This is a genomic window from Nocardioides sp. YR527, from assembly GCF_900101045.1.
Lineage (GTDB): Bacteria > Actinomycetota > Actinomycetes > Propionibacteriales > Nocardioidaceae > Nocardioides.
The window spans coordinates 245,115-267,763 of the sequence record NZ_FNFN01000005.1 but is presented as its reverse complement, the minus strand read 5'-3'; the positions used below and the strand labels follow the sequence as shown (position 1 = coordinate 267,763).

Genomic DNA, 22,649 nt, shown 5'->3' with positions numbered 1-22,649 from the left:
ACGACCTGCTCTCAGGCGCCGATGAAGTCGGGGCGGCGGCGCTCGAGGAAGGCCGTCCGGCCCTCGGCGAACTGCCGGCCCGCGAGCAGCTCGACCTGGAGGTCGGCCTCCGCCTCGAGTACGCCGTCGAGGCTCTGGTCGGCCTGGTCGAGGAGGCGCCGGGTGCCGGTCACCATCGGCGCGGAGAGGTCGGCCAGTCGCGAGGCCAGCTCGACGGCGTGGTCGAGGGCGGTGCCGTCCTCGACGACGGTCTCGACCGCTCCGATCCGCTCGGCCTCGACCGCGTCGAAGGTGCGTACGGTCAGGAGCAGCTCGCGCGCCCTCCCCTGCCCGACGCGCCGCGGGAGCGTGTAGGCAAGACCGGTGTCGGGGCCGAGCCCGATCTTCCCGAAGGACGTCGAGAAGGTCGCCGAGCGGCCGGCGACCACCAGGTCGCAGGCGGCGGCCAGGGCGAGGCCGAGGCCGTACGCGCCGCCCTCGACCGCCGCGACGATCGGCAGGTCGCCGGTGACCAGCTGGCGTACGACGGCGTTGACGACCTCGAGCCGCTGCCGGGCGACGTCGCGGTCCTGCGACATCGACCGGATGTCGCCGCCCGCGGAGAACACCGAGCCCGCGCCGGTCAGGACGACGGCACGCGCCTCGTGCTCGGCGGCCCGGAGCGCGGTGAGCAGGTCCAGGCGGTCCGCGAGGTCGAGCGCGTTGCGGCGCTCGGGTCGGTCGAGGGTGAGGATCCGGACGTGGCCACGGTCCTCGACCCGGACAGCCCCGGTGCGCTCCCCCGAGCTCATCCCTGGAACTCCTTGACCATCTGCTTGGCGATGATCAGCTTCTGGATCTCGCTGGTGCCCTCGTAGAGCCGGAACAGCCGCGCGTCGCGGTAGAACCGCTCGACCGGCACCTCGCGCATGTAGCCGAGGCCGCCGTGGATCTGGACCGCCCGGTCGGCGATCCGGTCGACCGCCTCGGTGCAGAACAGCTTGCACATCGAGGGTGCCGTCCGCCGGTCGCTGCCGTCGTCCCAGCTGCGGGCGGCCTCGAGGACCATCGCGCGACCGGCGTACGCCTCGGTCCGGCTCTCGGCGAGCATCGCCTGGATCAGCTGGAACTCCGACAGCTTCTGGCCGCCCTGGCCGTTGGTCGTGGCGTGACGCAGGCTCTCCTCGATCAGCCGGTCCGCGAGCCCGACGGTCAGCGCCGCGATGTGCAGCCGGCCCTTGGCCAGCGAGCGCATCGCCGCGGAGAAGCCTTCGCCCTCGACCTCGCCGACCAGGTTCTCGGCGGGCACCCGGGCACCGTCGAAGAAGATCTCGGAGGTCACGGCGCCGCGCTGGCCCATCTTGTGGTCCCGCGGTCCGACGGTGACGCCGGGGGTGTCGGTCGGCACCACGAACACCGAGATGTTCTTGGCGCCTTCGGCGAGGTCGCCGGTGCGGGCGAAGACCATGAGCAGGTCGGCCCAGATCGCGTTGGTGATGAAGCGCTTCTGCCCGCTGATGACGTACTCGTCGCCCTCGCGGACGGCGCGGGTGCGCAGGCCGCTCGGGTCGGAGCCGGCCTCGGGCTCGGTGAGCGCGAACGAGGCCACCAGCTCGCCGCTCGCCAGCCCGGGCAGGTAGCGCTGCTTCTGCCGCTCGGTGCCGCAGTTGACCAGCACCTGGCCGGCGATCCCGTTGTTGGTGCCGAACATCGAGCGGAAAGACGGCGTCGTCCAGCCGAGCTCCATCGCCAGCCGGACCTCCTCCGACATGGTGAAGCCGAGACCGCCGTACTCCTCGGGGATGGCGTAGCCGAACAACCCCATGGCCGCGGCCTGCTGCCGGATCCGGTCGGGGATCTGGTCGGTCTCCTCGATCTCGTCCTCGGCCGTGACGACCTCCTTGCGGACGAACGCGCGGACGGCGTCGAGGATCGAGGTGAACTCGTCGGGCTCCATGGGTGCTGCTCCTTCGTGCGAGGGGGTCAGGGCTGGGTCAGGGCATGGGGACGGGTACGTCGGTGGGCCGGCCGACCACGCCGGCGGCGGCCATCCGGTCGATGCTGCCGTCGTCGAGGCCGAGCTCGGTGAGCACGGCATCGGTGTGGGCACCGAGCTCGGGGATCGCGCCCATCGGCAGCTCGACGTCACGGAACGTCATCGGCGGCAGGACACCACGGACCGGCCCCGAGGGGGTGTCGACCTCGCGCCACCGGTCGCGGCCGGTGAGCTGCGGGTGGTCGACCAGACCGGACATGTCGTTGATCTGGGCGGCGGGCACGCCGGCGGCGGCGAGCCGGGCGTCGAGGTCGGCGGTGGCGAAGCCGCGGGTGTGCTCGGCGACGACCGCGTCGCACTCCTCGCGGTGCTCGACCCGCAGCGGGTTGGTGGCCAGCCGGGGATGGTCGGCGAGATCGGGCCGCTCGAAGACGTCGGTCACCAGCGCCCGCCAGCCGCGGTCGTTCTGGACGCCGATCAGGATCTCCCCGTCGGCGGTCGGGTAGGCATCGTACGGCGCGATCGAGGCGTGGCTGAGCCCCATCCGGGGGATCTGCCGGCCGCCGTACATCTGCATGTACATCGGGTGTCCGAGCCACTCGACGGTCGCGTCGAACATCGACACGTCGACGATGCCGCCCTTTCCGGTGCGCTCACGGCGGAACAGGGCCGCGACGATCGCCTGGCTCGTGTAGAGCCCGGCGGCGATGTCGGAGCTGGGGACGCCGGTCTTGGTCGCCGTCTCCGGGGTGCCGGTGACCGAGATCAGCCCTGACTCGGCCTGGATCAGCATGTCGTACGCCTTGCGGTCCCGCAGCGGGCCGCCGGTGCCGTAGCCCGAGATGCCGGCGACGACGAGCCGGGGGTGCCGTTCGGCGAGCTCCGCCGCGCCGAGCCCAAGGCGCTCGGCGGCACCGGGCGCGGCGTTCTGCAGGAACACGTCGGCACGCGCGACCAGCCGGCGGGCGAGCTCGGCGCCCTCGGGCGACTTCAGGTCGAGCGCCACCGACTCCTTTCCGCGGTTGAGCCAGACGAAGTGCGAGGCGAGGCCGTGCACCGCGTGGTCGTAGTTGCGGGCGAAGTCACCCTCGCCCACCCGCTCCAGCTTGATCACGCGGGCACCGAGGTCCGCGAGGTGGCGGGTGGCGAGCGGGGCCGCGACGGCCTGCTCGAGGGCGACCACGGTGATGCCGTCCAGCGGCAGCAGGTCGGTGGTCATGCAGAAAAGCATGGCCTGACTTCTTATGCCCGTCCAATACCTAATGCTTGGCTGATTGTTCCAACTGATGCAACAGTTGTCCTTATGGACCTGCACCACCTCGAAGCGTTCCTGGCCGTCGCCGAGGAGCTGCACTTCGGCCGAGCGGCCGAGCGGCTGCACATCGCCCAGCCGCCGCTGAGCCGCACCATCAAGCAGCTCGAGCGCGACCTCGGCACCCAGCTGTTCGACCGCACCACCCGGAGCGTCCGGCTGACCTCGGCCGGCGAGGCCCTGGTGCGACCCGCACAGGACGTCCTCGAGGGCATGCGCACCGCGCGCCGGGCGGTGCGTTCGGCCGGCCGGGGCGAGACCGGACGGGTCCGGATCGGGTTCGCCGGCCCCTCCTCCCACGTGCTGGTGGGACAGCTCGGCCGAATCGTGCGCGAGCAGCATCCCGGGATCGAGCTCATCCTGCAGAGCACCACCTACAACTACGAGGCGCTGCGCTCGCTGCAGGACGGCGAGCTCGACCTGGCGATCGCCCGGTGGCGGATCGAGCCCCAGGGACTCGCGCACCGCGTGATCGCCGTCGAGCACTACGTGCTCGCCGTTCCCGCCGGCCACCGCCTCGCCGGCCGCGAGCAGGTCAGCATGGCGGAGTGCCGCGACGAGCCGTTCGTCGCGCTGCCCGCCGACCCGGGCTCCAGCGTGCGCGACGCCTTCATCGAGACGGCCTCCCAGGCCGGCTTCGTGCCCAACATCGTGCAGACCGCGCCGGACAGCTGGACCGCGGTCGCGCTGGTCGCGGCGGGCGTCGGCATCACGTTCACGCTCGACACCGCGCTCGCCAACGTCGTGCAGACCGGCATCGAGGTGGTCCGGGTGACCGAGTGTGATCGCCCCACGTTCCAGCAGCTCGCCTGGCGGCAGGAGGACCGGAGCCCGGCGCTGCACGCGGTGCTGCGCGCCTCGGAGGAGGCGCTGCCTACTCCCGATCTGCCGTCGGAGTCTTGACCAGCCCCACCTGCGACGCGGTGGCGACGTGGCGACCGGCCGCGTCGAACAGCTCGCCGACGCCGTGAGCACGCCCGTGGGCGATCGACTCCACCCGGCAGTCGAACTGATGCCACTCGGTCAGATCGGCGGCGGCATGGAACGTCAGCGCGTGGGTCAGGCTGAGGATCCGGGCCCCCGGCTTGTGCCGTGCTGAACCGAGCGCCAGGAACGACGCCTCGAGGATGCTCATGTCACTCACGTAGGCGACCAGCGCCGCCCGGAGGACCGCGTCGTCAGGCAGCGGGCCGGTCGCCCGGAAGAAGGTGGTCTGCCGGTCGTTCGGCTCGGCGAGGGTGACGTACGGCGGGGCCACCGCGTGCCGGAAGTGGATCGGTCGCCGGAGCCGCCACCACGGCGGGATCCGCTCGTCGGAGCCGAACCTGTCGGCGTGGTCCGGCAGCGTCTCGGGGTCGGGCGCAGGCGCCCGCCGGGCGGAGCTGTAGGAGGGCAGGTCGTCACGGACCGTCGCCCAGCGCGTGACCGCGCCGAACAGCTCCTCCCCGGTGTCGTCGAGCAGCCGGCTGCGCCGGGTCGCCAGCGACGGTGCGTCCGAGACGACCGTGACCTCCCAGTGCAGCGGCCGGTCCGTCGGCACTCCGCCGACGAAGTCGGCCTGCAGGCTGATGATCCGCTGGTCGGTCCGGATCCCACGGCCGGCGGCGACCAGCGCCTGAGCCAGGAGGAGGCCGCCGAAGAGCCTGCCGGCGGGATGCTGCTGAGGTTGCCCGATCCAATGACTGACCCGGCCGGTCGGCTCGCCGACGCAGCTCAGGTCGAGGAGGTCGAGCAGCTCGTCGAGGGTCACGGCGGCGCGGGTGTCAGCGGCAGGAGAGGCAGGGTCCACCCGGCTCATTGTGCCGTCGTTTGTCATCACTTTCGATATCTGTCTCGAACTATTCATACTCATCCGTCAACAGTGAGCGGCGGAAGAAGTATTGGAGTTAGGCACGCGGCTGGCGGCAGGCTGGGACCACTGACCACCCCCTGCCCGCCTCCGAGGAGCACCCATGGCCACGCCCGACAAGGTCACCGATCTCACCTCGGCGGTGGCCGCCCACGTACGGGACGGCATGACGGTCGCCCTGGAGGGCTTCGGCCACCTGATCCCGTTCGCCGCAGGCCACGAGATCATCCGCCAGGGCCGTCGGGACCTGACGTTCTGCCGGATGACCCCCGACCTGCTGGCCGACCAGATGATCGCCGCCGGCTGCGTCTCGAAGCTCGTGGCCTCGTTCTTCGCCAGTGGCTCGGCGGGCTCCCTGCACGAGGTCCGGCGGCGGGTGGAGAACGCCGACCCGAAGCCGCTCGAGGTCGAGGAGTACAGCCACTACGGCATGGTCTGCCGTTACCAGGCGGGCGCCTCCGGGCTGCCGTTCTTCCCGCTCCGCTCGTACGCCGGCAGCGATCTGCCGAAGCTCAACCCACTGATCCGCAAGGTCGCCGATCCCTACGGCGGACCCGACATCTACGTCGTGCCACCGCTGCGCCCGGACGTGACGATCCTCCACGCCCAGCGCGCCGACCGCTCCGGCAACGTCCAGATGTGGGGCATCGTCGGGGCCCAGCAGGAGGCGGCGTACGCGGCCGAGACCGTGATCGTGACCGTCGAGGAGATCGTCGAGGAGGACGTGGTCCGCTCCGACCCGAACCGCACCGTGCTGCCCTCGCACGCGGTCACCGCGGTGGTGGAGTGCCCCGGCGGCGCCCATCCGTCCTACACGCAGGGCCACTACGACCGTGACAACGCCTTCTACCGGGAGTGGACGCCGATCAGCCGCGACCGGGAGGCGGTGCTCGGCTGGCTCGAGGAGTGGGTGCACGGTGTCCCCGACCGGGAGGCGTATCTCGACAAGCTCGGCGCAGAGCGCTGGGCCGGGCTCGGGGTCGCTCCCCGACCCTCGCAGCCCGTCGATTTCGGCCGCCGCCGGGTGGCCGCCCAGGAGGCATCATGAGTACGCCGCTCTCCGACGTGGCTCCGGCCAGCACCGAGTTCCTGGCCGCGGTCGCCGCCCGGCAGCTGGTCGGCAAGCACCGGGTCTTCGCGGGCGTCGGCCTGCCGACGCTCGCCGTCGACCTGGCCCGGCGCACCGTGAACCCCGACGTCGAGCTGGTCTACGAGTCGGGGATCTGCGGCGCGCAGCCGGAGGGCCTGGCGGAGGGCATCGCCGACTCGGTGCTGGTCTCCGGGGCCGCCGCGGTGCTGAGCATGCCCGCGCTGTTCGGCTACGTGCTCCAGCGCGGCCACGTCGACGTCGGCTTCCTCGGCGCGGCCCAGGTGGACCGCTGGGGCAGCCTCAACACCAGCTTCATCGGCGACTGGGACAAGCCGACCGTCCGGCTCCCCGGCGCCGGCGGAGCGGCCGAGATCATGCCGAACGCCGGCGAGTGCGTCGTCGTGCTGCGTCGCCACGACCCCGGCGCCCTTCCGGCGGAGCTCGACTTCTGCACCTCGCCCAGCCCGGTGCGGGCACATCAGGAGGACCCGCGGATGGTGCCTCCCGGCCACGGGGTCTCGACCGTCATCACCCCGATGGCGGTGCTGCGCCGCCCCGACAAGCTCGGCGAGCTCGAGATCAGCGAGGTCCACCCCGGCCTCACCGTCGACGACGTCCGCGCCGCGACCGGGTGGGACATCCCGGTCGCCGAGGACGTACGCGAGACCGACCGGCCCACCGTCGAGGAGGTCAGGCTGCTCCGCGACGAGATCGACACGGTGCGGCTCTACCTCCGATGAGCCCGTCCACCCTCACGTACGAACCCCGCCGGGCGGCGTACGTCGCCCTGCTGGCGTGCTCCACGCTCGGCACCCTGTCGAGCACGATCATCAGCGCGCCGATCAACGTGATCGCGCACGCGATCGGGGCCTCGCCGCGCGGGATCGTATTCGCGGTCAGCGCCTTCACCCTGGCGATGGTCGTCTTCGCCCCGATCTCGGGCTGGATGTGCCAGCGGTTCGGCTCCCGATGGGTGCTCGCCGGGTCGCTGCTGCTGATGGTGGCGGCGCAGGCGGGTGCCGCGTTCAGCCAGGGGCTCGCGTTCCTGGTCGTGATGCGCGCCCTGCAGGGGATCGCCTGCTCGGCGGTGCCGCCCGCGATCCAGCAGGTGCTCGGCCGGCACTGGGCCGGCAACCGGGCCAGGGTGATGGCCGCCTGGGCGGCCGCGATCGGCGTCGGCCAGGCGCTCGGCCCGCCGCTGGGCGGTCTGGTCGCCGACACGCTCGGCTGGCGGTGGGTGTTCCTCACCCATGCCTCGCTCAGCGCAGTGCTGCTGGTGCTGTGCCTGACCGTCGTCCCGGACGTCCCGCCGTCCGACGCCCCGCTCCACGTCAGTGGCATGGCGACGCTCCTGGTCGGGGTCGGTGCCCTCGTCGGCGCCGTCAGCTGGCTGGGGCAGCACGGCGAGGTCGCGGTGGCGGCCGCGATGGCGGCCGTGGGCGTGCTCGTCCTGGTCGTGCACAGCCGGCTCGGGCGCACCAGCGCCGGGCCGTTCGTACCGCCCGGCCTGCTCACCGAGCGCAGGTTCGTCGCGAGCACGTTGGCCGCCGGCACGGTGATGGGCTGCCTCGGCGTGGCGATCGTCGCCACTCCCCTGCACCTGGGCCGTGACCTCGGCCTGGGTCCGGGACACATCGGCATCACCATGCTCGCGCTGGCCCTGGCGATGACGCTCGCCGCACCGCTCTCCTCCCGGATCACCGAACGGTTCACCGCCCGGCGCACCCTGCGCGGCGGGCTGGTGCTGCTCGCGCTCGGCCTGCTCGCGCTGCCGCTGGCCGCGACCGCCTCCGGGTCCGGCACGGTCGTCGGGCTCACCGTGGCCGCGCTGGTGCTGACCGGGGCTGCGATCGGTGTCGTCCAGGCGACCTCGGCGCTCGGCTTGATGACCTCGCCGGCGGCCGCCGACGGGGTCGCGCTCGGGATCCACAACATGCTCCGCTTCACCGGCCTCGCCATCGGCTACTCCTGGGTCGCGATCGCCTACCCGACCGGAAATCTCTCGCTCGTCTACGGCGTGCCGGTCGCCGCGGTCGCCCTGACCTGGGCGATGGCCGGTCCCGGCCCTGCCGCCCCCTCCCAGCCCGTTGCAGAAAGGGTGTTCCATGACCACCGCTGACCCCGCTCCCACGCCGCTCGCCGGCCCGCTCGCGGGCCTGAGAGTCGTCGAGGTGTCGAGCTTCGTGGCGACGCCGCTGTGCGGCACCACCCTGGCGCAGCTCGGCGCCGAGGTGATCCGCGTCGAGCCGCTCGAGGGCGCACCCGACCGCACTCGCTGGCCGCTCAGCGACGGCGGCGCCAGCCTCTACTGGAACGGGCTCAACCCGGGCAAGAAGGCGATCGCCGTCGACTGCACCCAGCCCGAGGGCCGGCAGCTGGTCGCCGACCTCGTCGTCTCAGGCGGCCCGTCCGGCGGCATCGTGGTCACCAACACCGAGCGCTGGACCGAGCTCGGGTACGCCGCGCTGCGCGCTCGTCGCGACGACGTCATCCACGTGCTCCTCACCGGCCGCCACGACGGCGGGACCGCCGTCGACTACACCGTCCAGGCCGGCACCGGTTTCCCGCTCGTGACCGGCCCGGAGGAGCATGCAGCACCGGTGAACGGCGTGGTCCCGGCCTGGGACCTCGCAGCCGGACTCCACCTCGCGACCGGCCTGCTGGCAGCCGAGCGCCGGCGTACGGTCACCGGCGAGGGCGCCGAGGTGCGGGTCGCGCTGGAGGACGTCGCCCTCGCGGTCGCCGGCAACCTCGGCTACCTCGCCGAGGCCCAGCTGCGGCCGGCCGGCGAGCGCGGCTCGATCGGCAACCACGTCTACGGCACCTTCGGCCGCGACTTCACGACCGCGGACGGCGACCGCTTCATGCTGGTGGCCCTCACCCCGCGGCAGTGGTCGGACCTGCTGGGCATCACCGGCCTCGGCGAGGCGGTGACTGCGCTCGCCCGCGCGCTCGACGCCGACCTCTCCGACGAGGGAGCCCGGTTCCGGCACCGCACGGTGCTCGGCGGCCTGGTCGCCGCCTGGTTCGAGCAGCACGAGACGGCGTACGTCACGAAGGCTCTCGCACAGACCCGGATCCTGTGGTCGCCCTACCGCAGCTTCCGCGACCTCGCCGCCGACGACGCCCGGCTGCTGCGCGAGCACCCGCTGTTCTCGACGATCACCCAGCCCGGCGTCGGCGAGCTGCTCGCCCCGGGCGCGCCGATCACCGTCGACGGCCGGCGGAGCGCGCCCCGGCCGGCGCCCGCCGTCGGACAGGACACCGGCGAGGTGCTCGCCGGCGTTCTCGGGCTGCCCAACGACAGACTGGACGACCTGATCGGTCGCGGTGTCATCGGCACCCGCGAGATGGTGGTCCGATGAGCGAGCGCCAGCGAGTGATCATCAGGTCATTCATCGGGCGACGTCCGTATTCTGGCGCTCGCGCTACGGAGGTCGCCCGATGAGCACCGCAGAGACCGCACGCACCTGGCTGTTCGTACCCGGCGACCGACCGGAGCGGTTCGCCAAGGCGGCCGCCGCCGGACCCGACGTGGTCGTCCTCGATCTCGAGGACGCGGTGGCCCCGGCGTCCAAGGACGCGGCCCGCGGCCACGTCATCGACTGGCTCCCCCGGGCCGAGGTCACCGTGGCCGTGCGCGTCAACGCCGCCGGCTCCGCCTGGCACGACGCCGACATCGCCGCGTTGGCGGCCCTGGACGCTCCGACGACCGTGGTGCTGCCGAAGGCCGACAGCCCCGAGATCGTGGCGGCCGTCCTGGCCGCGCTCCCCGAGGGTTCCGCGATCGTGGCGCTGGTCGAGACCGCGCTCGGCATCGCGCGAGCCATCGACCTGGCCCGCTCCCCCGGGGTCGTACGCCTCGCCTTCGGCAGCTACGACCTGGCCGCCGAGCTCGGCGTCGATCCCGACCACGCACCCGCCCTCGCGCCGGCGCGGGGGAACCTGGTGCTCGCCTCCGCGATCGGCGGCCTGGCCGGACCGATCGACGGCGTCACCGGGGACGTACGCGACCACGAGCGGCTGACCGCCGACGTCACCGCGGCCGCGGCTCTCGGGTTCGCCGGCAAGCTCTGCATCCACCCCGGCCAGGTGGCTCCCACCGCCACCGCACTGGCCCCCACCCCCGACGAGGTCGCCTGGGCCGAGCGCGTCCTGGCCGCCGCGACCGAGGACGGTGTCGCCCTCGTCGACGGCCGGATGGTCGACGCCCCCGTCGTCGCCCGCGCCCGCCGCATCGTCTCCCTCACCCGACCCAACCCAGGAGAAGCCAGATGAGCAGCCTGACCCCCGACGAGCAGGACATGGTCCGGCTCGTCGCCGACTTCGTCGACGAGCGCGTACGCCCCCGGGTGCGCGAGTTCGAGGCGGACGACATCTATCCCACAGAGCTCATCGAGGAGATGAAGAAGCTCGGCTTCTTCGGCCTCCTGGTGCCCGCCGAGCACGGCGGCGTCGACGTGAGCACGGCCTGCTTCGCGCGGGTGACCGAGGAGCTCGCCCGTGGCTGGATGAGCCTGGCCGGCGCGATCGGCGGACACTCGGTGATCAGCTACCTGGTCCGCCACTTCGGCACCCCGCAGCAACAGCAGGACTACCTGCCGAGGATGGCCGACGGCAGCCTGCGCGCCACGATGGCGCTGACCGAGCCGTCCGGCGGCAGCGACCTGCAGGGCATGCGTACCTTCGCCGACGCCGAGGGCGACGATCTCCTCATCACCGGCTCGAAGACCTGGATCTCCAATGCCCAGCACGCCGGCCTGATCGGGCTGCTCTGCATCACCGACCGTTCCGCGAAGCCCGCCCACCGGGGCATGAGCGTGGTGCTGGTCGAACCCGGCGACGGGCTCACCGTCTCGGGCAAGATCCCCAAGCTCGGCTACCGCGGCGTCGAGGCCTGCGAGCTCACCTTCGACAAGATGCGCGTCCCGGCGACCGCCGTCCTCGGCGGCACACCCCACCTCGGCTGGGGCCACATGATGCGCGGCCTCGAGGTCGGCCGGATCCAGGTCGCCGCCCGCGCCGTCGGCGTCGGCCAGGCCGCGCTCGACGACGCGCTCTCCTACGCCCAGACCCGGGAGAGCTTCGGCAAGCCGATCTGGAAGCACCAGTCGGTCGGCAACCTGCTCGCCGAGATGGGCACCAAGATGCGCGCCGCCCGGCTGATGACCCTCGACGCGGCCGAGCGGCTCGACGCCGGCGACCGCGCCGACATGGAGGCCGGGATGGCCAAGCTCTTCGCCTCGGAGGCGGCCATGCAGGTCGCTCTCGACGCGGTGCGGGTGCACGGCGGCTACGGCTACTCCAAGGAGTACGACGTTGAGCGCTACTTCCGCGACGCCCCGCTGATGATCGTCGGCGAGGGCACCAACGAGATCCAGCGCAACGTGATCGCCGCCCAGCTGGTGGCGCGCGACCAGAAGGGAAAGAACTGACATGGCACTTCTCGAGAACCGGACCGCGGTCATCACCGGAGGCGCGCAGGGCATCGGCCTCGCCGTCGCCGAGCGCTTCGTGGCGGAGGGGGCCCGGGTGGTGCTCGCCGATCTCGACGGCGCCGCCGCCGAGGCCGCCGCCAAGGAGCTGGGCCCGGACGTGGCCACCGGCGTGGCCTGCGACGTGGTCAGCGCCGAGGACGTGGAGCGCGCTCTCGAGACCGCGGTCGCGACGTACGGCTCGCTCGACATCGTCGTCAACAACGCCGGCATCACCCGCGACGCGACCATGCGGAAGATGACCGAGGACCAGTTCGACCAGGTCATCGCCGTGCACCTGAAGGGCTGCTGGCACGGCACCCGGCTCGCCGCCGCCCGGATGCGCGAGCAGAAGTCCGGCGCGATCGTGAACATCTCCTCCATCTCCGGCAAGGTCGGGATGGTCGGGCAGACCAACTACTCCGCCGCGAAGGCCGGCATCGTCGGGCTGACCAAGGCCGCCGCCAAGGAGATGGCCCACCACGGCGTCCGCGTCAACGCGATCCAGCCCGGGCTGATCCGCTCCGCGATGACCGAGGCGATGCCGCAGCGGATCTGGGACGAGAAGATGGCCGAGATCCCGATGGGCCGCGCCGGCGAGCCGGCCGAGATCGCCAACGTCGCGCTGTTCTACGCCTCCTCGCTCTCCTCGTACATGACCGGCACGGTCGCCGAGGTGACCGGCGGAAGGTTCATGTGAGCTGGCGGCCGCGGCGGGTGACGACGACCGAGACCCTCGAGGCGGGTCCGGTCGCCGCCCTCGGCGCGCTGCTCGACAGCGGCACTCCGGTGCCGGTCGCCGGGGACGTACTCCCGCCGCTGTGGCACTGGGTCGCGCTCCCGCGCTGGCCGGTGTCGTCGGTCATCGGCGTCGACGGTCACCCACGCCGCGGGGACTTCCTGCCACCGATCGACCTGCCGCGGCGGATGTTCGCCGGCGGCGAGGTGACGTTCCACGGCGACCTCCGGGTCGGTGCCGAGGTCGTCCGCGAGTCCGAGGTCGTCTCCGTCGAGGAGAAGGACGGCCGCAGCGGCCGGCTGGCGGTCGTCAAGGTGCTCACCCGCCTGGTCGACGCCGAGCGCGAGGACCTGCTCGTGGAGGAACGGCAGGACCTGATCTACCGCGACGCGGCACCGGCGCCCTCGTCGTTCCCGGACCCCGAGCCCGCAGTCGTCGACCCCGCCGGGCCACCGCTGGTGGCCGAGGACGACGGTTGGCGCTTCGTCACCGACCCGACGCTGATGATGCGGTTCAGCGCGGCGAGCGCCAACCCGCACCGGATCCACTACGACTGGCCCTACGCCACCCGGGTCGAGGGCTATCCGGGCCTCGTCGTGCACGGCCCGCTCTCGACCCTGGTCCTCGCCGAGGCGATCCGGCTGGCCCACCCCGACCGGGCCGTACGCCTCCTGAGGCATCGCAACACCGCTCCGCTGTTCTGCGGAGACCCTGCCCTCGTGAGCATCGACCGACCTGCCCCCGACACCGCCGAGGTGGCGCTGCGGCGCCCCGACGGCACCGCGCTGGCCGGCCTGAGGGCCGAGCTGGCGACCGCAACCCCCTGAAAGGCACCCACCCATGAACGACACCTCCCGCGACGTGGTCATCTGCGAGCCCGTCCGCACCCCGATCGGCCGCTACGGCGGCGTCTTCAAGGACCTGAGCCCGGTCGACCTCGGCGTCACCGCCCTGCAGGGCCTGCTCGACCGCACCGGCATCGCCCCGGAGCGGATCGACGACGTCATCCTCGGTCACTGCTACCCCAACGCCGAGGCACCGGCCATCGGCCGCGTGGTCGGCCTCGACGCCGGGCTCCCGGTCACCGTCGGCGGCCAGCAGGTCGACCGTCGCTGCGGCTCCGGGCTGCAGGCCGTCGCCAACGCGGTGATGCAGGTGGCCTCCGGCGCCAGCGAGATCGTGGTCGCCGGCGGCGCGGAGTCGATGAGCAACGTCGCCTTCTACTCCCTCGACATGCGCTGGGGCGGCGCGCGCAGCGGCGTGCAGATCCACGACGGCCTCACCCGTGGCCGCCAGACCCCCGGCGGCCGGTTCCACCCGGTGCCGGGCGGCATGCTCGAGACCGCCGAGAACCTGCGCCGGGAGTACGCCATCGGCCGCGAGGAGCAGGACCGGCTCGCCGTCAGCTCCCACCAGCGCGCCGTCGCCGCCCAGCAGAGCGGCGTCTTCGCCGACGAGATCGTGCCGGTCACCGTGCCGTCGCGGAAGGGCGATGTCGTCGTCGACACCGACGAGCACCCCCGCGCCGACACCACGATGGAGTCGCTCGCCAGGCTGCGGCCGATCCTCGGCTCCTCCGACCCGGAGGCGACCGTCACCGCCGGCAACGCCAGCGGCCAGAACGACGCCGCCGCGATGTGCCTGGTCACCACCGCCGAGACGGCCGAGCAGCTCGGCCTGCGGCCGCTGGTCCGGCTCGTGTCCTGGGCCGCTGCCGGCGTACGTCCCGACGTGATGGGCATCGGCCCGGTCCCCGCCACGGAGGCGGCCCTCGCCAAGGCCGGCCTGACGATGGCCGACATCGACGTCATCGAGCTCAACGAGGCCTTCGCCGCCCAGGCGCTGGCGGTGATGCGCGAGTGGAAGTTCACCGACGAGGACCTCGAGCGCACCAACGTCCACGGATCCGGCATCTCGCTGGGTCACCCGGTCGGTGCCACCGGTGTCCGCATGCTCGGCACGCTCGCCCGCGAGCTGCACCGCCGCGAGGCCCGCTACGGCCTCGAGACCATGTGCATCGGCGGCGGCCAGGGCCTCGCCGCCGTCTTCGAGCGGGTGGTGTGATGCGTACGTTCACCTCGATCGCGGCGATCGAGGCCGCTGTCGGCGAGGAGCTCGGCACCACGGACTGGGTGCAGATCACCCAGGACCGCGTGGACCGCTTCGCGGAGCTCACCGGTGACCAGCAGTGGATCCACGTCGACGTCGAGCGCGCCACCGCCTCCTCGTTCGGCGGCACGATCGCGCACGGCTACCTCACCCTGTCGATGCTGCCGGGCTTCTCCACCGAGCTCTACACGATCGCGGCCGGCTCGGCCCGGCTCAATTACGGGCTCGAGAAGGTGCGGTTCCCCGCACCGGTCGCGGTCGGCACCAAGATCCGGGCCACGCCACGGATCAAGGAGGTCCGGGCGGTCCCGGCCGGGACCCAGGTGCTGGTCGCCTGGACCGTCGAGGCCGAAGGCGCCGAGCGACCGGTCTGCGTCGCGGAGAGCATCACGCTGGTCCTTCCCTGACCCCTCACGAGGCCGCCGATCGTCCCTGTGGACGATCGGCGGCCTTGGCATGCCCGGAACACATTGGGCTCAAGGGTGATATCAATGCCATCTACATTTGGTGTTGGACGTGCAATGGCGATCGTTCCTAGTGTGAACGCGGTCACACAGCATTCCGGTGCGTGACGACACACAATCCCCGGAGGAGCAGTCCCCATGACCCAGTCAACGCGCGTCCCCGACGAACGGATGGCCCGCAAGGCGGGAATCGCCGCGTTCGTCGGCACCACCATCGAGTGGTACGACTTCTACATCTACGGCACCGCGTCCGCTCTGGTCTTCGGGCCGCTGTTCTTCAGCAACGCCGAGCCCGCGGTCGCGACCCTGCTCTCCTTCGCGACGTTCGCCGTCGGGTTCCTGACCCGGCCGCTCGGCGGTGTGGTCTTCGGCCACCTCGGTGACCGGATCGGCCGCAAGCGCTCCCTGATCCTGACCCTGCTGCTCATGGGCGTGACCACCGTCGGCGTCGGCCTGCTCCCCACGCACGCCGCGATCGGCGCCGCGGCGCCGGTGCTGCTGATCATCCTCCGGCTGCTGCAGGGCCTCGCCGTCGGCGGCGAGTGGGGCGGCGCGGTGCTGATCGCGACCGAGCACACCCGCCCCGACCGCGGCTTCCTGTTCGGCGCCTTCGCCCAGCAGGGCTCCCCCGCCGGCCGGATCCTGGCCACCCTCAGCTTCCTCGCCGTCACCGGCCTGCTCCCCGACGACGCCCTTCTCGAATGGGCCTGGCGACTGCCGTTCCTGGCATAGGCCGCGCTGGTCGTGGTCGGCCTCGTGATCAGGCTCAGCCTCGAGGAGTCCCCGGCGATGAAGGACCTCCATGAGCGCAACGAGGTGGTCCGGGTCCCGGTGATCGAGCTGTTCCGCAGCAACTCCCGCGAGCTGACCCTCGGCGTCTTCGGCATCCTGTGCGTCTTCGTGGTCGTCTACGCCCGCGACACCTTCGCGCTCTCCTGGGCCACCACCCACCTCGGCTTCGGGAAGGACTCCTTCCTGACCATCATCCTGATCGCCAGCCTCGTGCAGTTCTTCGTGCAGCCGTTCGGTGCGGTGCTCGCCACCCGCTGGAACCCGCGCACCCTGGTCACCTTCCTGCTCGCCCTCGAGGTGCCCGCGCTCGCGCTGATGTTCGTGCTGATGGGCACCGGGAACTGGACGCTGGCGATGATCGGCGCGGTGCTGGCCACCATCCCCGACGTGATGTTCTACGCGATCATGGCCGGCATGCTCGCCCAGGCGTTCCCGGCCCGGGTCCGCTACACCGGGATCTCGGTGACGTACGGCCTCTCCGGGGCGCTGTGCGGGACGACGCCGATGATCCTGCAGTGGCTCCTCGACACCTCCGGCAGCATCGTGGTGCCGGTCGCCTTCGGTGTCGTGACCACCCTGATCTCGCTGTTCTGCTCCCGCGCGCTGCTCGGCCGGAAGACCGCCGAGGCGGCGGCCGACGAGCCCGCGACGGTTTCCGCCACGCACTGACCCCTGACGCCTGATCGCCCTCAGTCGAGCGCCGCGAGGCGGAGCCCCACCTGGTGCTCGACGAGGGCGATCAGGCGTTCCTCGGTCGCCTCGGCCGGATCCTCGAGCCGCATCCTGAGCAGCTCCCGTCCCGACGCGTGCAGCAGACGGGCCACCATCTCCGGGTCGGGGGTGCTCGGGAAGACCGACTCCAGCCCCCGCCGGAGGAAGGCTCGCACGACGGCCTCGGACTCCTCGAGCCGGGCATGCAGGGCCGGCGGCGCCCCCTGCGGCGGGAACAGGAACAGCCGCCAGGTCGCGCGCGAGGTCGCGAGCGAGTCGAGCGCCACCCGGAAGGTCCCCACGAAGACGGTCGACGGGTCCGAGAGGTCCAGCGCGGCGACCCCGGCGGCGAACTGCTCCCCGGCGCGGGCGAACTCTCGGTCGACGAGGGCGACGTAGAGCCCGGCCATGTCGCCGAACTGCTGGTAGAGCACGGGCCGGGTCACCCCGGCCTCCTCCGCGACCCGGTTGGGCGTGGCGGCGTGGAACCCCTCGGCGTCGACGATCGTGAGCAGGACGTCGAGGATCTGCTCGCGGCGATCCTGGCCGGTCATGCGCTTGCGGGTGACTGCGGAACTCATTGCTTGACAGCCTAACTTTCAACCTGTCAGATAGGAACTAACAGACTGAAAGTTGAGGGTGATGACGACGACGCTCCACTACCCCGAGCTGGCCGAGCGGGTCCGCTCCCAGGCCGTCCTCCAGCCGCACATGTACGGCGACGTCGACCTGTCCGCGACGCCCTACCGCTTCACCACCGACCCGGACGTGAGGTCCTCGCTGCCCCGGGGCGTCGACGACCGCGCCGGCCTGCTCGCCGACGAGAAGGTCGTCGAGCTGATGCGCTCCGCGACGATGCTCGGCGACGTCGTCGCCGACCCGTACGCCGCCCTGGTCGACGACCACGGCATGAAGGGCCTGATCCGGATGCTGTCCACCGCGTGTCGCGAGGGCGTCGACGCCGTCCCGGACGCACCCGAGGAGCTGCGCACGTTCATCGCGTCCATGGAGGTCGTGCCGGACTGGCTCGACATGGACCTGGTCGAGGAGGGCGCGCGGCACTCCCGGGTCAGCGCGGCGCTGTTCGCGCCGTTCATCATCCGCGGCGCGTTCCTCGCCACCTTCATCAACACCTACGCCGCGCTGCCGATGGCGCTGACCGGCGCGCTCTCCGACAAGCGGGCCGCGCGGCGCGTCATCGAGACGAGCAGCTTCTTCGCCGTCACCACCCTGCCGGGCGCCCTCGACCGCTTCGGCGTCGGCTTCGAGACCACCGCACACGTACGCCTGATGCACTCCGTCGTCCGCTACAACGCGCTCAAGCGGTCGGCGAAGTGGGACCAGCAGGTCTTCGGCGTCCCCGTCCCGCAGGTCGACCAGATGCCCGCCGGCATGATCCCGATCTACATCCTGGCCACGGCCGCGGTGCGCCAGGGCCGCACCGAGTGGACCGCCCGCGAGCGCGCGATCCACGAGTTCGTCCGCTATCGCTGCTTCCTCATGGGGCTGCCCGAGGACCTCCTGCCCGCCGACCCCGAGGGCATCGTCCGGGTCTTCCACGCCCGGGCGGCGACGCTGCGGCACGACTTCGACGACGCCACCTGCGGAGAGCTGGTGCGCTCCACGCTCGCGGCCTATCTCCGCCCGGGACGGACGCCCTACGACCGGGTCGCCGACCGTGTCGAGCTCGCCTGGAGCCGGACCTTCTTCACCCAGGCGTTCGGCCGCGGCAGCGGGACGATGGGCGTCGATCTCGCCCTGCTCGACCGCGCCCTCGTCGCCGCGACCGCGCCCTTCGTCCTCGGCCGCTACGTCCTGGTCACCCGCGCCTGCTCCGGCCGGCTCCACGCGCCGTTCGACGCCTACACCCTCCGGGTGCTGCGCAAGCGGCTGACGGCGTACGGGGTCGACGAGGCGATGACCGAGGCTCACGGCACGATGGCCGGCTGAGAGGGGCCGCGTAAGGGATTCCCTCACCACGGGGCGAGACTCCTCCAATGGTCGGTCGACCTGCGCGATTCCTAGTGTGCTGTGGTCCACACCACACCAGGAGACCGCATGACCGACACCACGGCACCGGAACGCACCACCCCTGCCCAGACCAGACGACTGGCCATCGGCGCCGGCGCCGGGACATCGCTGGAGTTCTTCGACTTCTCGATCTACACCGTCGCCTCGGCGCTGGTCTTCCCGGCCGTCTTCTTCTCCGGGGACACCGATCCCTGGTTCGCCTCGTTCATGAGCCTGGCGACCTACACCCTCGGCTACGTCGTCGCGCCGCTCGGCGCCGTCGTGATGGGCTGGGTCGGCGACCGCCACGGCCGGCGGAAGGCCATGCTCATCACCTTCTACCTGATGGGCGGCGCCACCGTCCTGATGGGCCTGCTCCCCTCGTACGCCTCGATCGGGGTCGCCGCGCCGGTCCTGCTGATCGTGCTGCGGATGGTGCACGGGTTCTCCCGCGGTGGCGAGCTCGGCGGCGCCTCCGTGCTGGCCGTCGAGCACGCCCCGATCACCCAGCGAGCCGCGTACGGCGCCTTCGTGGCGCTCGGCTCGCCCCTCGGCGCGCTCCTCGCGAACCTCGCGTTCGTGCTCGTCTTCTACCTGCCGGCCAGCGCCGTGCAGAGCTGGGGCTGGCGCATCCCGTTCCTCGCCGGGGCCCTGGTCCTCCTGGTGGGCATCTGGGCCCGGCGTGCGCTCGAGGAGTCGCCGGTGTTCCAGGAGCTGGCCTCCGAGCAGACGGCTCAGCAGATCGCCCGGATCCCGATCTGGAACGTCCTGCGCGACAACTGGCGCCGCCTGCTGCTGGCCGCCGGCGCCAACATGGGACTCAACGCGGTGATGTTCGTCCTGGCCGGCTTCATGCTCTCCTACGCCGCCTCCCCCGCCCCGCAGGGACTCGGCCTCGAGATCAAGTCCGTCCTGTGGTGCACGCTGCCCGGTCTCGCCCTGCACGCCGTCACCGTCGTGGCCGGGGCCAGGCTCTCGGACCGTCTCGGACGCAAGCCGGTGATGCTCGCCGGTGCGGTGGCCGTCCTGGCGTACATGCTGGTCCTCTTCCCCATCGCCCAGCAGGGGACGCTGGCCTCGTGGGCGCTCGCCATCGCCGGTGGCTTCCTGCTGACCGGCTTCCTGTTCGGTCCGCTCATCACCTACCTCACCGAGCTGTTCACACCGGAGCAGCGCCAGTCCGGTGCCGGGCTCGCCTACCAGGTCGGTGCGGTGCTGGGTGGCGGTCTCTCCCCCTCGATCGCCAACCGGCTCATCGAATGGACCGGCCAGGCCTCCTCCGTCGGCTACTACCTGGCCGCCGGGATGGCCGTGACCGTCGTGTGCCTGCTGGTGCTCCCCGAGACCGCGCCGGTCCGGACGAGGACAGGTCGATGACCGACGAGCTGGAGGCGCTGCGGCGCCGGGTGGCGGTCCTGGAGGCGGAGGCGGAGATCCGCCGCCTCCAGGCCCGCTACATGTTCCTGTGCGACACCCCCTGCCCCGAGGCGGGCGTGTCCGACGATGCCCGGCGCATCGATCTCGTCATGGATCTCTACGCCCATGACGCCGTCTGGGAGGGCGTCGGGGAGTACTACGACGGCCAGTTCGGCCGGGCGGAGGGTCATGACCAGATCCGGGCCCACTTCGAGCGGTTCTGGTCGCCCGAGCGGACCCCTGCCCTGGTGCTGAACGCCCACTACCTGACCTCGGAGCAGCTCCACGTCGACGGCGACCACGCCGAGGGGCAGTGGATCCACATGCAGCCCTGGCTGTACGCCGACGGCACCGCGCTGCTGCGCTCGAGCCGGCTCGACAACGCCTTCCGGCGCGAGGGTGAGGGTCGCTGGCTGATCACGCGCACGCGCACCGAGAACGTGTTCGTGGCGCCGCTGCCCGACGGCTTCGCCTCGGCGTACCCGTCGACGTCGGTGCTGATGGATCCGCCCGAGCGGGACTAGACCGTGACGCGGTACTGCAGGACGTCCCGGACGAGGGTGCCCAGGCTCTCGGCCTCGGTCTTCGCCTTGATCCGGGCGCGGTGCACGTCCACCGTCTTGACGCTGGTCCCGAGCTGACGCGCGATGTGCTGGCTCGGGAGCCCGGCGACGACGAGGCGGAGCACCTCGCGCTCTCGCGGGGTGAGGGAGTCGATCCGGGCGGAGACGGCACGGCGGCACCGGTCCTCGGCGAAGCGCCGAGCCGCGACAGCCAGGTGCTCCTGGACGACCTCGAGCATCTTCTGCGGCTCGTAGGGCTTCTCCAGGAAGTCCACCGCACCCTGGCGCAGGGCGCGCACCGACATCGGGATGTCGCCGTGGGCCGAGCAGAAGATCACGGGCGCGGGATACTCCCGCGCGACCAGCTGCTCCTGCAGCTGGAACCCGCTCAGCCCGGGCATCCGTACGTCGACGATGACGACGCTCGGCTCCTCCGGGTCCATCTCGTCGAGGAACGTGGGTGCGTCCGGGTAGATGAAGGCGGTGATGCCGACGCTCTCGAACAGGAAGACCAGCGACTGCCGGAGGTCCTCGTCGTCATCGACGATGTGGACCACCGGAGCCACCGGGTCATCGGGCTGTGCGGAGTCGGACGGGTTCATGGGGCACCACCCTCACTCTAGGACCGGACCGATCCGGTCAGGTGTCGTTCCACCCACGCAGCATGGCCGATCAGGTCGGTCTCGCCGCGGCCGGGGCCGATCAGCTGGACACCGAGCGGCAGCCCGTGGTCGTCGGCCAGTCCCGGGACGGTCACGGTCGGCAGGCCCATGGCCTGCCAGGCGCGGCTGAGCACCGGGTCGCCGGTGGCGTCGAGCCCGCGCGGCGCTGGCCCGGGAGCGGCCGGGCCGAGGATGACGTCGTAGGACGACAGCAGCCGGGCGACCGTCTCCTCGCCGACGTCGACGACCTCGGAAGCGGCCCGGTAGTCCACCAGAGACGTGGCGTCCCCGGTGCGGAGCAGCAGGGCGAGCTGATCGCTGATCTCCCCGGCCCTGGCCAGCTCCGCGGCACGCTCGCGGGCGGCCTCGAAGGCCATCACGACCGGGTGGGCGCGGGTCACGTCGGCGACGAGCCGCTCCTCGGGGAAGGTGTCCACGGTCGCCCCGGCCGTACGCAGCCGCTCGACCGCCGCGGCGAGCGCGGCCCGCATGGGCTCCTCGACGACGTCGAGCGGGTCGGCGGCCCAGAGCAGGATCCGGGGCGGACCTCCGAGAGCGCCCAGGTCCGGGGCGCCGGTGAGCGCCGACCAGGCGAGGGCGAGGTCGGAGACCGAGCAGGCGATGACGCCGTGGCTGTCCAGGCTCGGGCTCAGGCCGGTGACCCCGGCGACCGGGAACCGGCCGTGGCTCATGACCAGCGACGCGACGCCGCAGTAGGCGGCGGGCCTGGTCACCGAGCCGGCGGTCTGCGAGCCGAGCGCCAACGGCACCTGGCCGGACGCGACGGCGGCCGCCGATCCGCTCGAGGAACCGCCCGGGGTGTGTCCCGGCGCCGCGGGGTTGGCGGTCGGGCCGGGCGCGAAGAAGGCGAACTCGGTGGTCACGGTCTTCCCCGCCGGGAGCGCGCCGGCGGCACGCCAGGCCGAGACGATCGCCGCATCCGCCTGCGCGGGCGAGGCGTCGGAACGTACCGCGGCACCGCAGCGGGTCGGCAGCCCGGCCACGTCGATGATGTCCTTGACGCCGAGCGGGATGCCGCCGAGCGGTCCGGGTCCGGGCGCCGGGGGCGGGTCGGCGAGAGCCACCCAGGCTCGCAACGCAGGATCGGTCTCCGCCACCCGCTCGCGGAACCTGGCCCAGACCGCGCCGGTCGTGGTCCGCCCGGCTCGCAGGTCCTCGACCAGCGCGCGCAGTGACCACGGGGCCGCGCTCACGCCTCGTCCTCCCAGGTCGCGTCGGCCTCCCAGTAGTCCATGCCGCTGGCGCTCACCGCGTGCCGCCACCCCGAGGTACGCCGCAACGACGGCTCGATCTGCGCGGTGACGTCGTCGGCGGCGTCGGGGCCGTCGGCCGGGACCTGCCAGTGGACCCAGTTGAGCTCACGGCCCTCGGCGTCGTGGACGAAGAGGTCGACGTGGCGCCAGCCGTAGCCGTGCGTGTCGTTGTAGCACATCAGCGTCGTACGCTCGCTCATCTGCGTCCC

General features: G+C 72.2%; 24 protein-coding genes. 16 read left to right on the top strand and 8 right to left on the bottom strand.

Annotated elements, in window-relative coordinates:
• Nucleotides 1–11: 11 nt before the first annotated feature.
• From BLT25_RS16840 to BLT25_RS16830, 3 genes are read right to left on the bottom strand one after another with little or no spacing between them, the layout of a single operon-like run.
• Nucleotides 12–791, bottom strand: coding sequence for an enoyl-CoA hydratase/isomerase family protein (locus tag BLT25_RS16840; protein WP_091048193.1), 780 nt, complete (start codon nt 789–791; stop codon nt 12–14).
• The gene (locus BLT25_RS16835) at nt 788–1,936 is read right to left on the bottom strand and encodes an acyl-CoA dehydrogenase family protein (RefSeq protein WP_091048192.1); all 1,149 of its coding nucleotides are present in this window, start codon (nt 1,934–1,936) and stop codon (nt 788–790) included. The genes BLT25_RS16840 and BLT25_RS16835 overlap by 4 nt, the downstream gene beginning before the upstream one ends.
• Before the next feature lie 37 nt (nt 1,937–1,973).
• The gene (locus BLT25_RS16830; RefSeq protein WP_091048189.1) at nt 1,974–3,194 is read right to left on the bottom strand and encodes a CaiB/BaiF CoA transferase family protein; all 1,221 of its coding nucleotides are present in this window, start codon (nt 3,192–3,194) and stop codon (nt 1,974–1,976) included.
• 84 nt (nt 3,195–3,278) lie between these two features.
• On the opposite strand from BLT25_RS16830, the gene BLT25_RS16825 reads away from it, so the two are divergent.
• Entirely contained in the window at nt 3,279–4,190 is a 912-nt protein-coding gene (locus BLT25_RS16825) for a LysR family transcriptional regulator (protein WP_091048188.1), read from the top strand.
• Here BLT25_RS16825 and BLT25_RS16820 read toward each other — a convergent pair.
• Complete coding sequence (locus BLT25_RS16820; RefSeq protein WP_218131383.1) at nt 4,162–5,076, bottom strand: acyl-CoA thioesterase; 915 nt, start codon at nt 5,074–5,076, stop codon at nt 4,162–4,164. The two genes, BLT25_RS16825 and BLT25_RS16820, sit on opposite strands and share 29 nt — an antisense overlap.
• Nucleotides 5,077–5,239: 163 nt before the next feature.
• On the opposite strand from BLT25_RS16820, the gene BLT25_RS16815 reads away from it, so the two are divergent.
• The 12 genes from BLT25_RS16815 (at nt 5,240) to BLT25_RS30210 (ending at nt 16,473) form a co-directional block, all read left to right on the top strand.
• Complete coding sequence (locus BLT25_RS16815) at nt 5,240–6,184, top strand: CoA transferase subunit A (protein WP_091048183.1); 945 nt, start codon at nt 5,240–5,242, stop codon at nt 6,182–6,184.
• Nucleotides 6,181–6,966: a CoA-transferase subunit beta gene (locus BLT25_RS16810; protein ID WP_091048180.1), complete on the top strand. Its 786-nt coding sequence runs from the start codon at nt 6,181–6,183 to the stop codon at nt 6,964–6,966. The genes BLT25_RS16815 and BLT25_RS16810 overlap by 4 nt, the downstream gene beginning before the upstream one ends.
• Nucleotides 6,963–8,345, top strand: coding sequence for an MFS transporter (locus BLT25_RS16805; RefSeq protein WP_091048178.1), 1,383 nt, complete (start codon nt 6,963–6,965; stop codon nt 8,343–8,345). Before BLT25_RS16810 ends, BLT25_RS16805 begins: the two co-directional genes overlap by 4 nt.
• Nucleotides 8,332–9,591 (top strand): CoA transferase, encoded by a 1,260-nt coding sequence (locus BLT25_RS16800; protein WP_091048176.1) that lies wholly within the window; start codon nt 8,332–8,334, stop codon nt 9,589–9,591. The genes BLT25_RS16805 and BLT25_RS16800 overlap by 14 nt, the downstream gene beginning before the upstream one ends.
• 79 nt (nt 9,592–9,670) lie before the next feature.
• Complete coding sequence (locus tag BLT25_RS16795; RefSeq protein ID WP_091048174.1) at nt 9,671–10,504, top strand: HpcH/HpaI aldolase/citrate lyase family protein; 834 nt, start codon at nt 9,671–9,673, stop codon at nt 10,502–10,504.
• Nucleotides 10,501–11,661, top strand: coding sequence for an acyl-CoA dehydrogenase family protein (locus BLT25_RS16790; protein ID WP_091048172.1), 1,161 nt, complete (start codon nt 10,501–10,503; stop codon nt 11,659–11,661). Before BLT25_RS16795 ends, BLT25_RS16790 begins: the two co-directional genes overlap by 4 nt.
• A 1-nt stretch (nt 11,662) precedes the next feature.
• Nucleotides 11,663–12,400 carry a 3-oxoacyl-ACP reductase FabG gene (gene fabG / locus BLT25_RS16785; RefSeq protein WP_091048169.1) on the top strand — a complete coding sequence of 246 codons (738 nt, stop codon included), beginning with the start codon at nt 11,663–11,665 and terminating at the stop codon, nt 12,398–12,400.
• A 17-nt stretch (nt 12,401–12,417) separates the two neighbouring features.
• Complete coding sequence (locus tag BLT25_RS16780) at nt 12,418–13,266, top strand: FAS1-like dehydratase domain-containing protein (RefSeq protein ID WP_218131382.1); 849 nt, start codon at nt 12,418–12,420, stop codon at nt 13,264–13,266.
• Between the two features lie 13 nt (nt 13,267–13,279).
• Nucleotides 13,280–14,503: an acetyl-CoA C-acetyltransferase gene (locus BLT25_RS16775; protein ID WP_091048165.1), complete on the top strand. Its 1,224-nt coding sequence runs from the start codon at nt 13,280–13,282 to the stop codon at nt 14,501–14,503.
• Nucleotides 14,503–14,955 carry a MaoC family dehydratase gene (locus BLT25_RS16770; RefSeq protein ID WP_091048163.1) on the top strand — a complete coding sequence of 151 codons (453 nt, stop codon included), beginning with the start codon at nt 14,503–14,505 and terminating at the stop codon, nt 14,953–14,955. The genes BLT25_RS16775 and BLT25_RS16770 overlap by 1 nt, the downstream gene beginning before the upstream one ends.
• 195 nt (nt 14,956–15,150) lie before the next feature.
• Nucleotides 15,151–15,744 (top strand): MFS transporter, encoded by a 594-nt coding sequence (locus BLT25_RS30215; protein WP_218131381.1) that lies wholly within the window; start codon nt 15,151–15,153, stop codon nt 15,742–15,744.
• A gap of 24 nt (nt 15,745–15,768) precedes the next feature.
• Complete coding sequence (locus tag BLT25_RS30210) at nt 15,769–16,473, top strand: MFS transporter (RefSeq protein ID WP_218131380.1); 705 nt, start codon at nt 15,769–15,771, stop codon at nt 16,471–16,473.
• A 20-nt stretch (nt 16,474–16,493) separates the two neighbouring features.
• Here BLT25_RS30210 and BLT25_RS16760 read toward each other — a convergent pair whose 3' ends face one another.
• Nucleotides 16,494–17,096, bottom strand: coding sequence for a TetR/AcrR family transcriptional regulator (locus BLT25_RS16760; protein ID WP_218131379.1), 603 nt, complete (start codon nt 17,094–17,096; stop codon nt 16,494–16,496).
• Between the two features lie 61 nt (nt 17,097–17,157).
• Between BLT25_RS16760 and BLT25_RS16755 the strand changes: the two genes are divergently transcribed.
• The 3 genes from BLT25_RS16755 (at nt 17,158) to BLT25_RS16745 (ending at nt 20,465) form a co-directional block, all read left to right on the top strand.
• Nucleotides 17,158–18,465, top strand: coding sequence for an oxygenase MpaB family protein (locus BLT25_RS16755; RefSeq protein WP_091048159.1), 1,308 nt, complete (start codon nt 17,158–17,160; stop codon nt 18,463–18,465).
• 108 nt (nt 18,466–18,573) lie between these two features.
• On the top strand, nt 18,574–19,902 hold the full coding sequence (locus BLT25_RS16750) for an MFS transporter (protein ID WP_091048157.1): 1,329 nt from the start codon (nt 18,574–18,576) through the stop codon (nt 19,900–19,902).
• Nucleotides 19,899–20,465, top strand: coding sequence for a nuclear transport factor 2 family protein (locus tag BLT25_RS16745; RefSeq protein WP_091048154.1), 567 nt, complete (start codon nt 19,899–19,901; stop codon nt 20,463–20,465). Before BLT25_RS16750 ends, BLT25_RS16745 begins: the two co-directional genes overlap by 4 nt.
• Here BLT25_RS16745 and BLT25_RS16740 read toward each other — a convergent pair.
• From BLT25_RS16740 to BLT25_RS16730, 3 genes are read right to left on the bottom strand one after another with little or no spacing between them, the layout of a single operon-like run.
• The gene (locus tag BLT25_RS16740) at nt 20,462–21,106 is read right to left on the bottom strand and encodes a response regulator transcription factor (RefSeq protein WP_091048153.1); all 645 of its coding nucleotides are present in this window, start codon (nt 21,104–21,106) and stop codon (nt 20,462–20,464) included. The two genes, BLT25_RS16745 and BLT25_RS16740, sit on opposite strands and share 4 nt — an antisense overlap.
• A gap of 17 nt (nt 21,107–21,123) precedes the next feature.
• Entirely contained in the window at nt 21,124–22,380 is a 1,257-nt protein-coding gene (locus BLT25_RS16735; protein WP_218131378.1) for an amidase family protein, read from the bottom strand.
• Nucleotides 22,377–22,640: a hypothetical protein gene (locus BLT25_RS16730; RefSeq protein ID WP_091048838.1), complete on the bottom strand. Its 264-nt coding sequence runs from the start codon at nt 22,638–22,640 to the stop codon at nt 22,377–22,379. The genes BLT25_RS16735 and BLT25_RS16730 overlap by 4 nt, the downstream gene beginning before the upstream one ends.
• Nucleotides 22,641–22,649 lie beyond the last annotated feature (9 nt).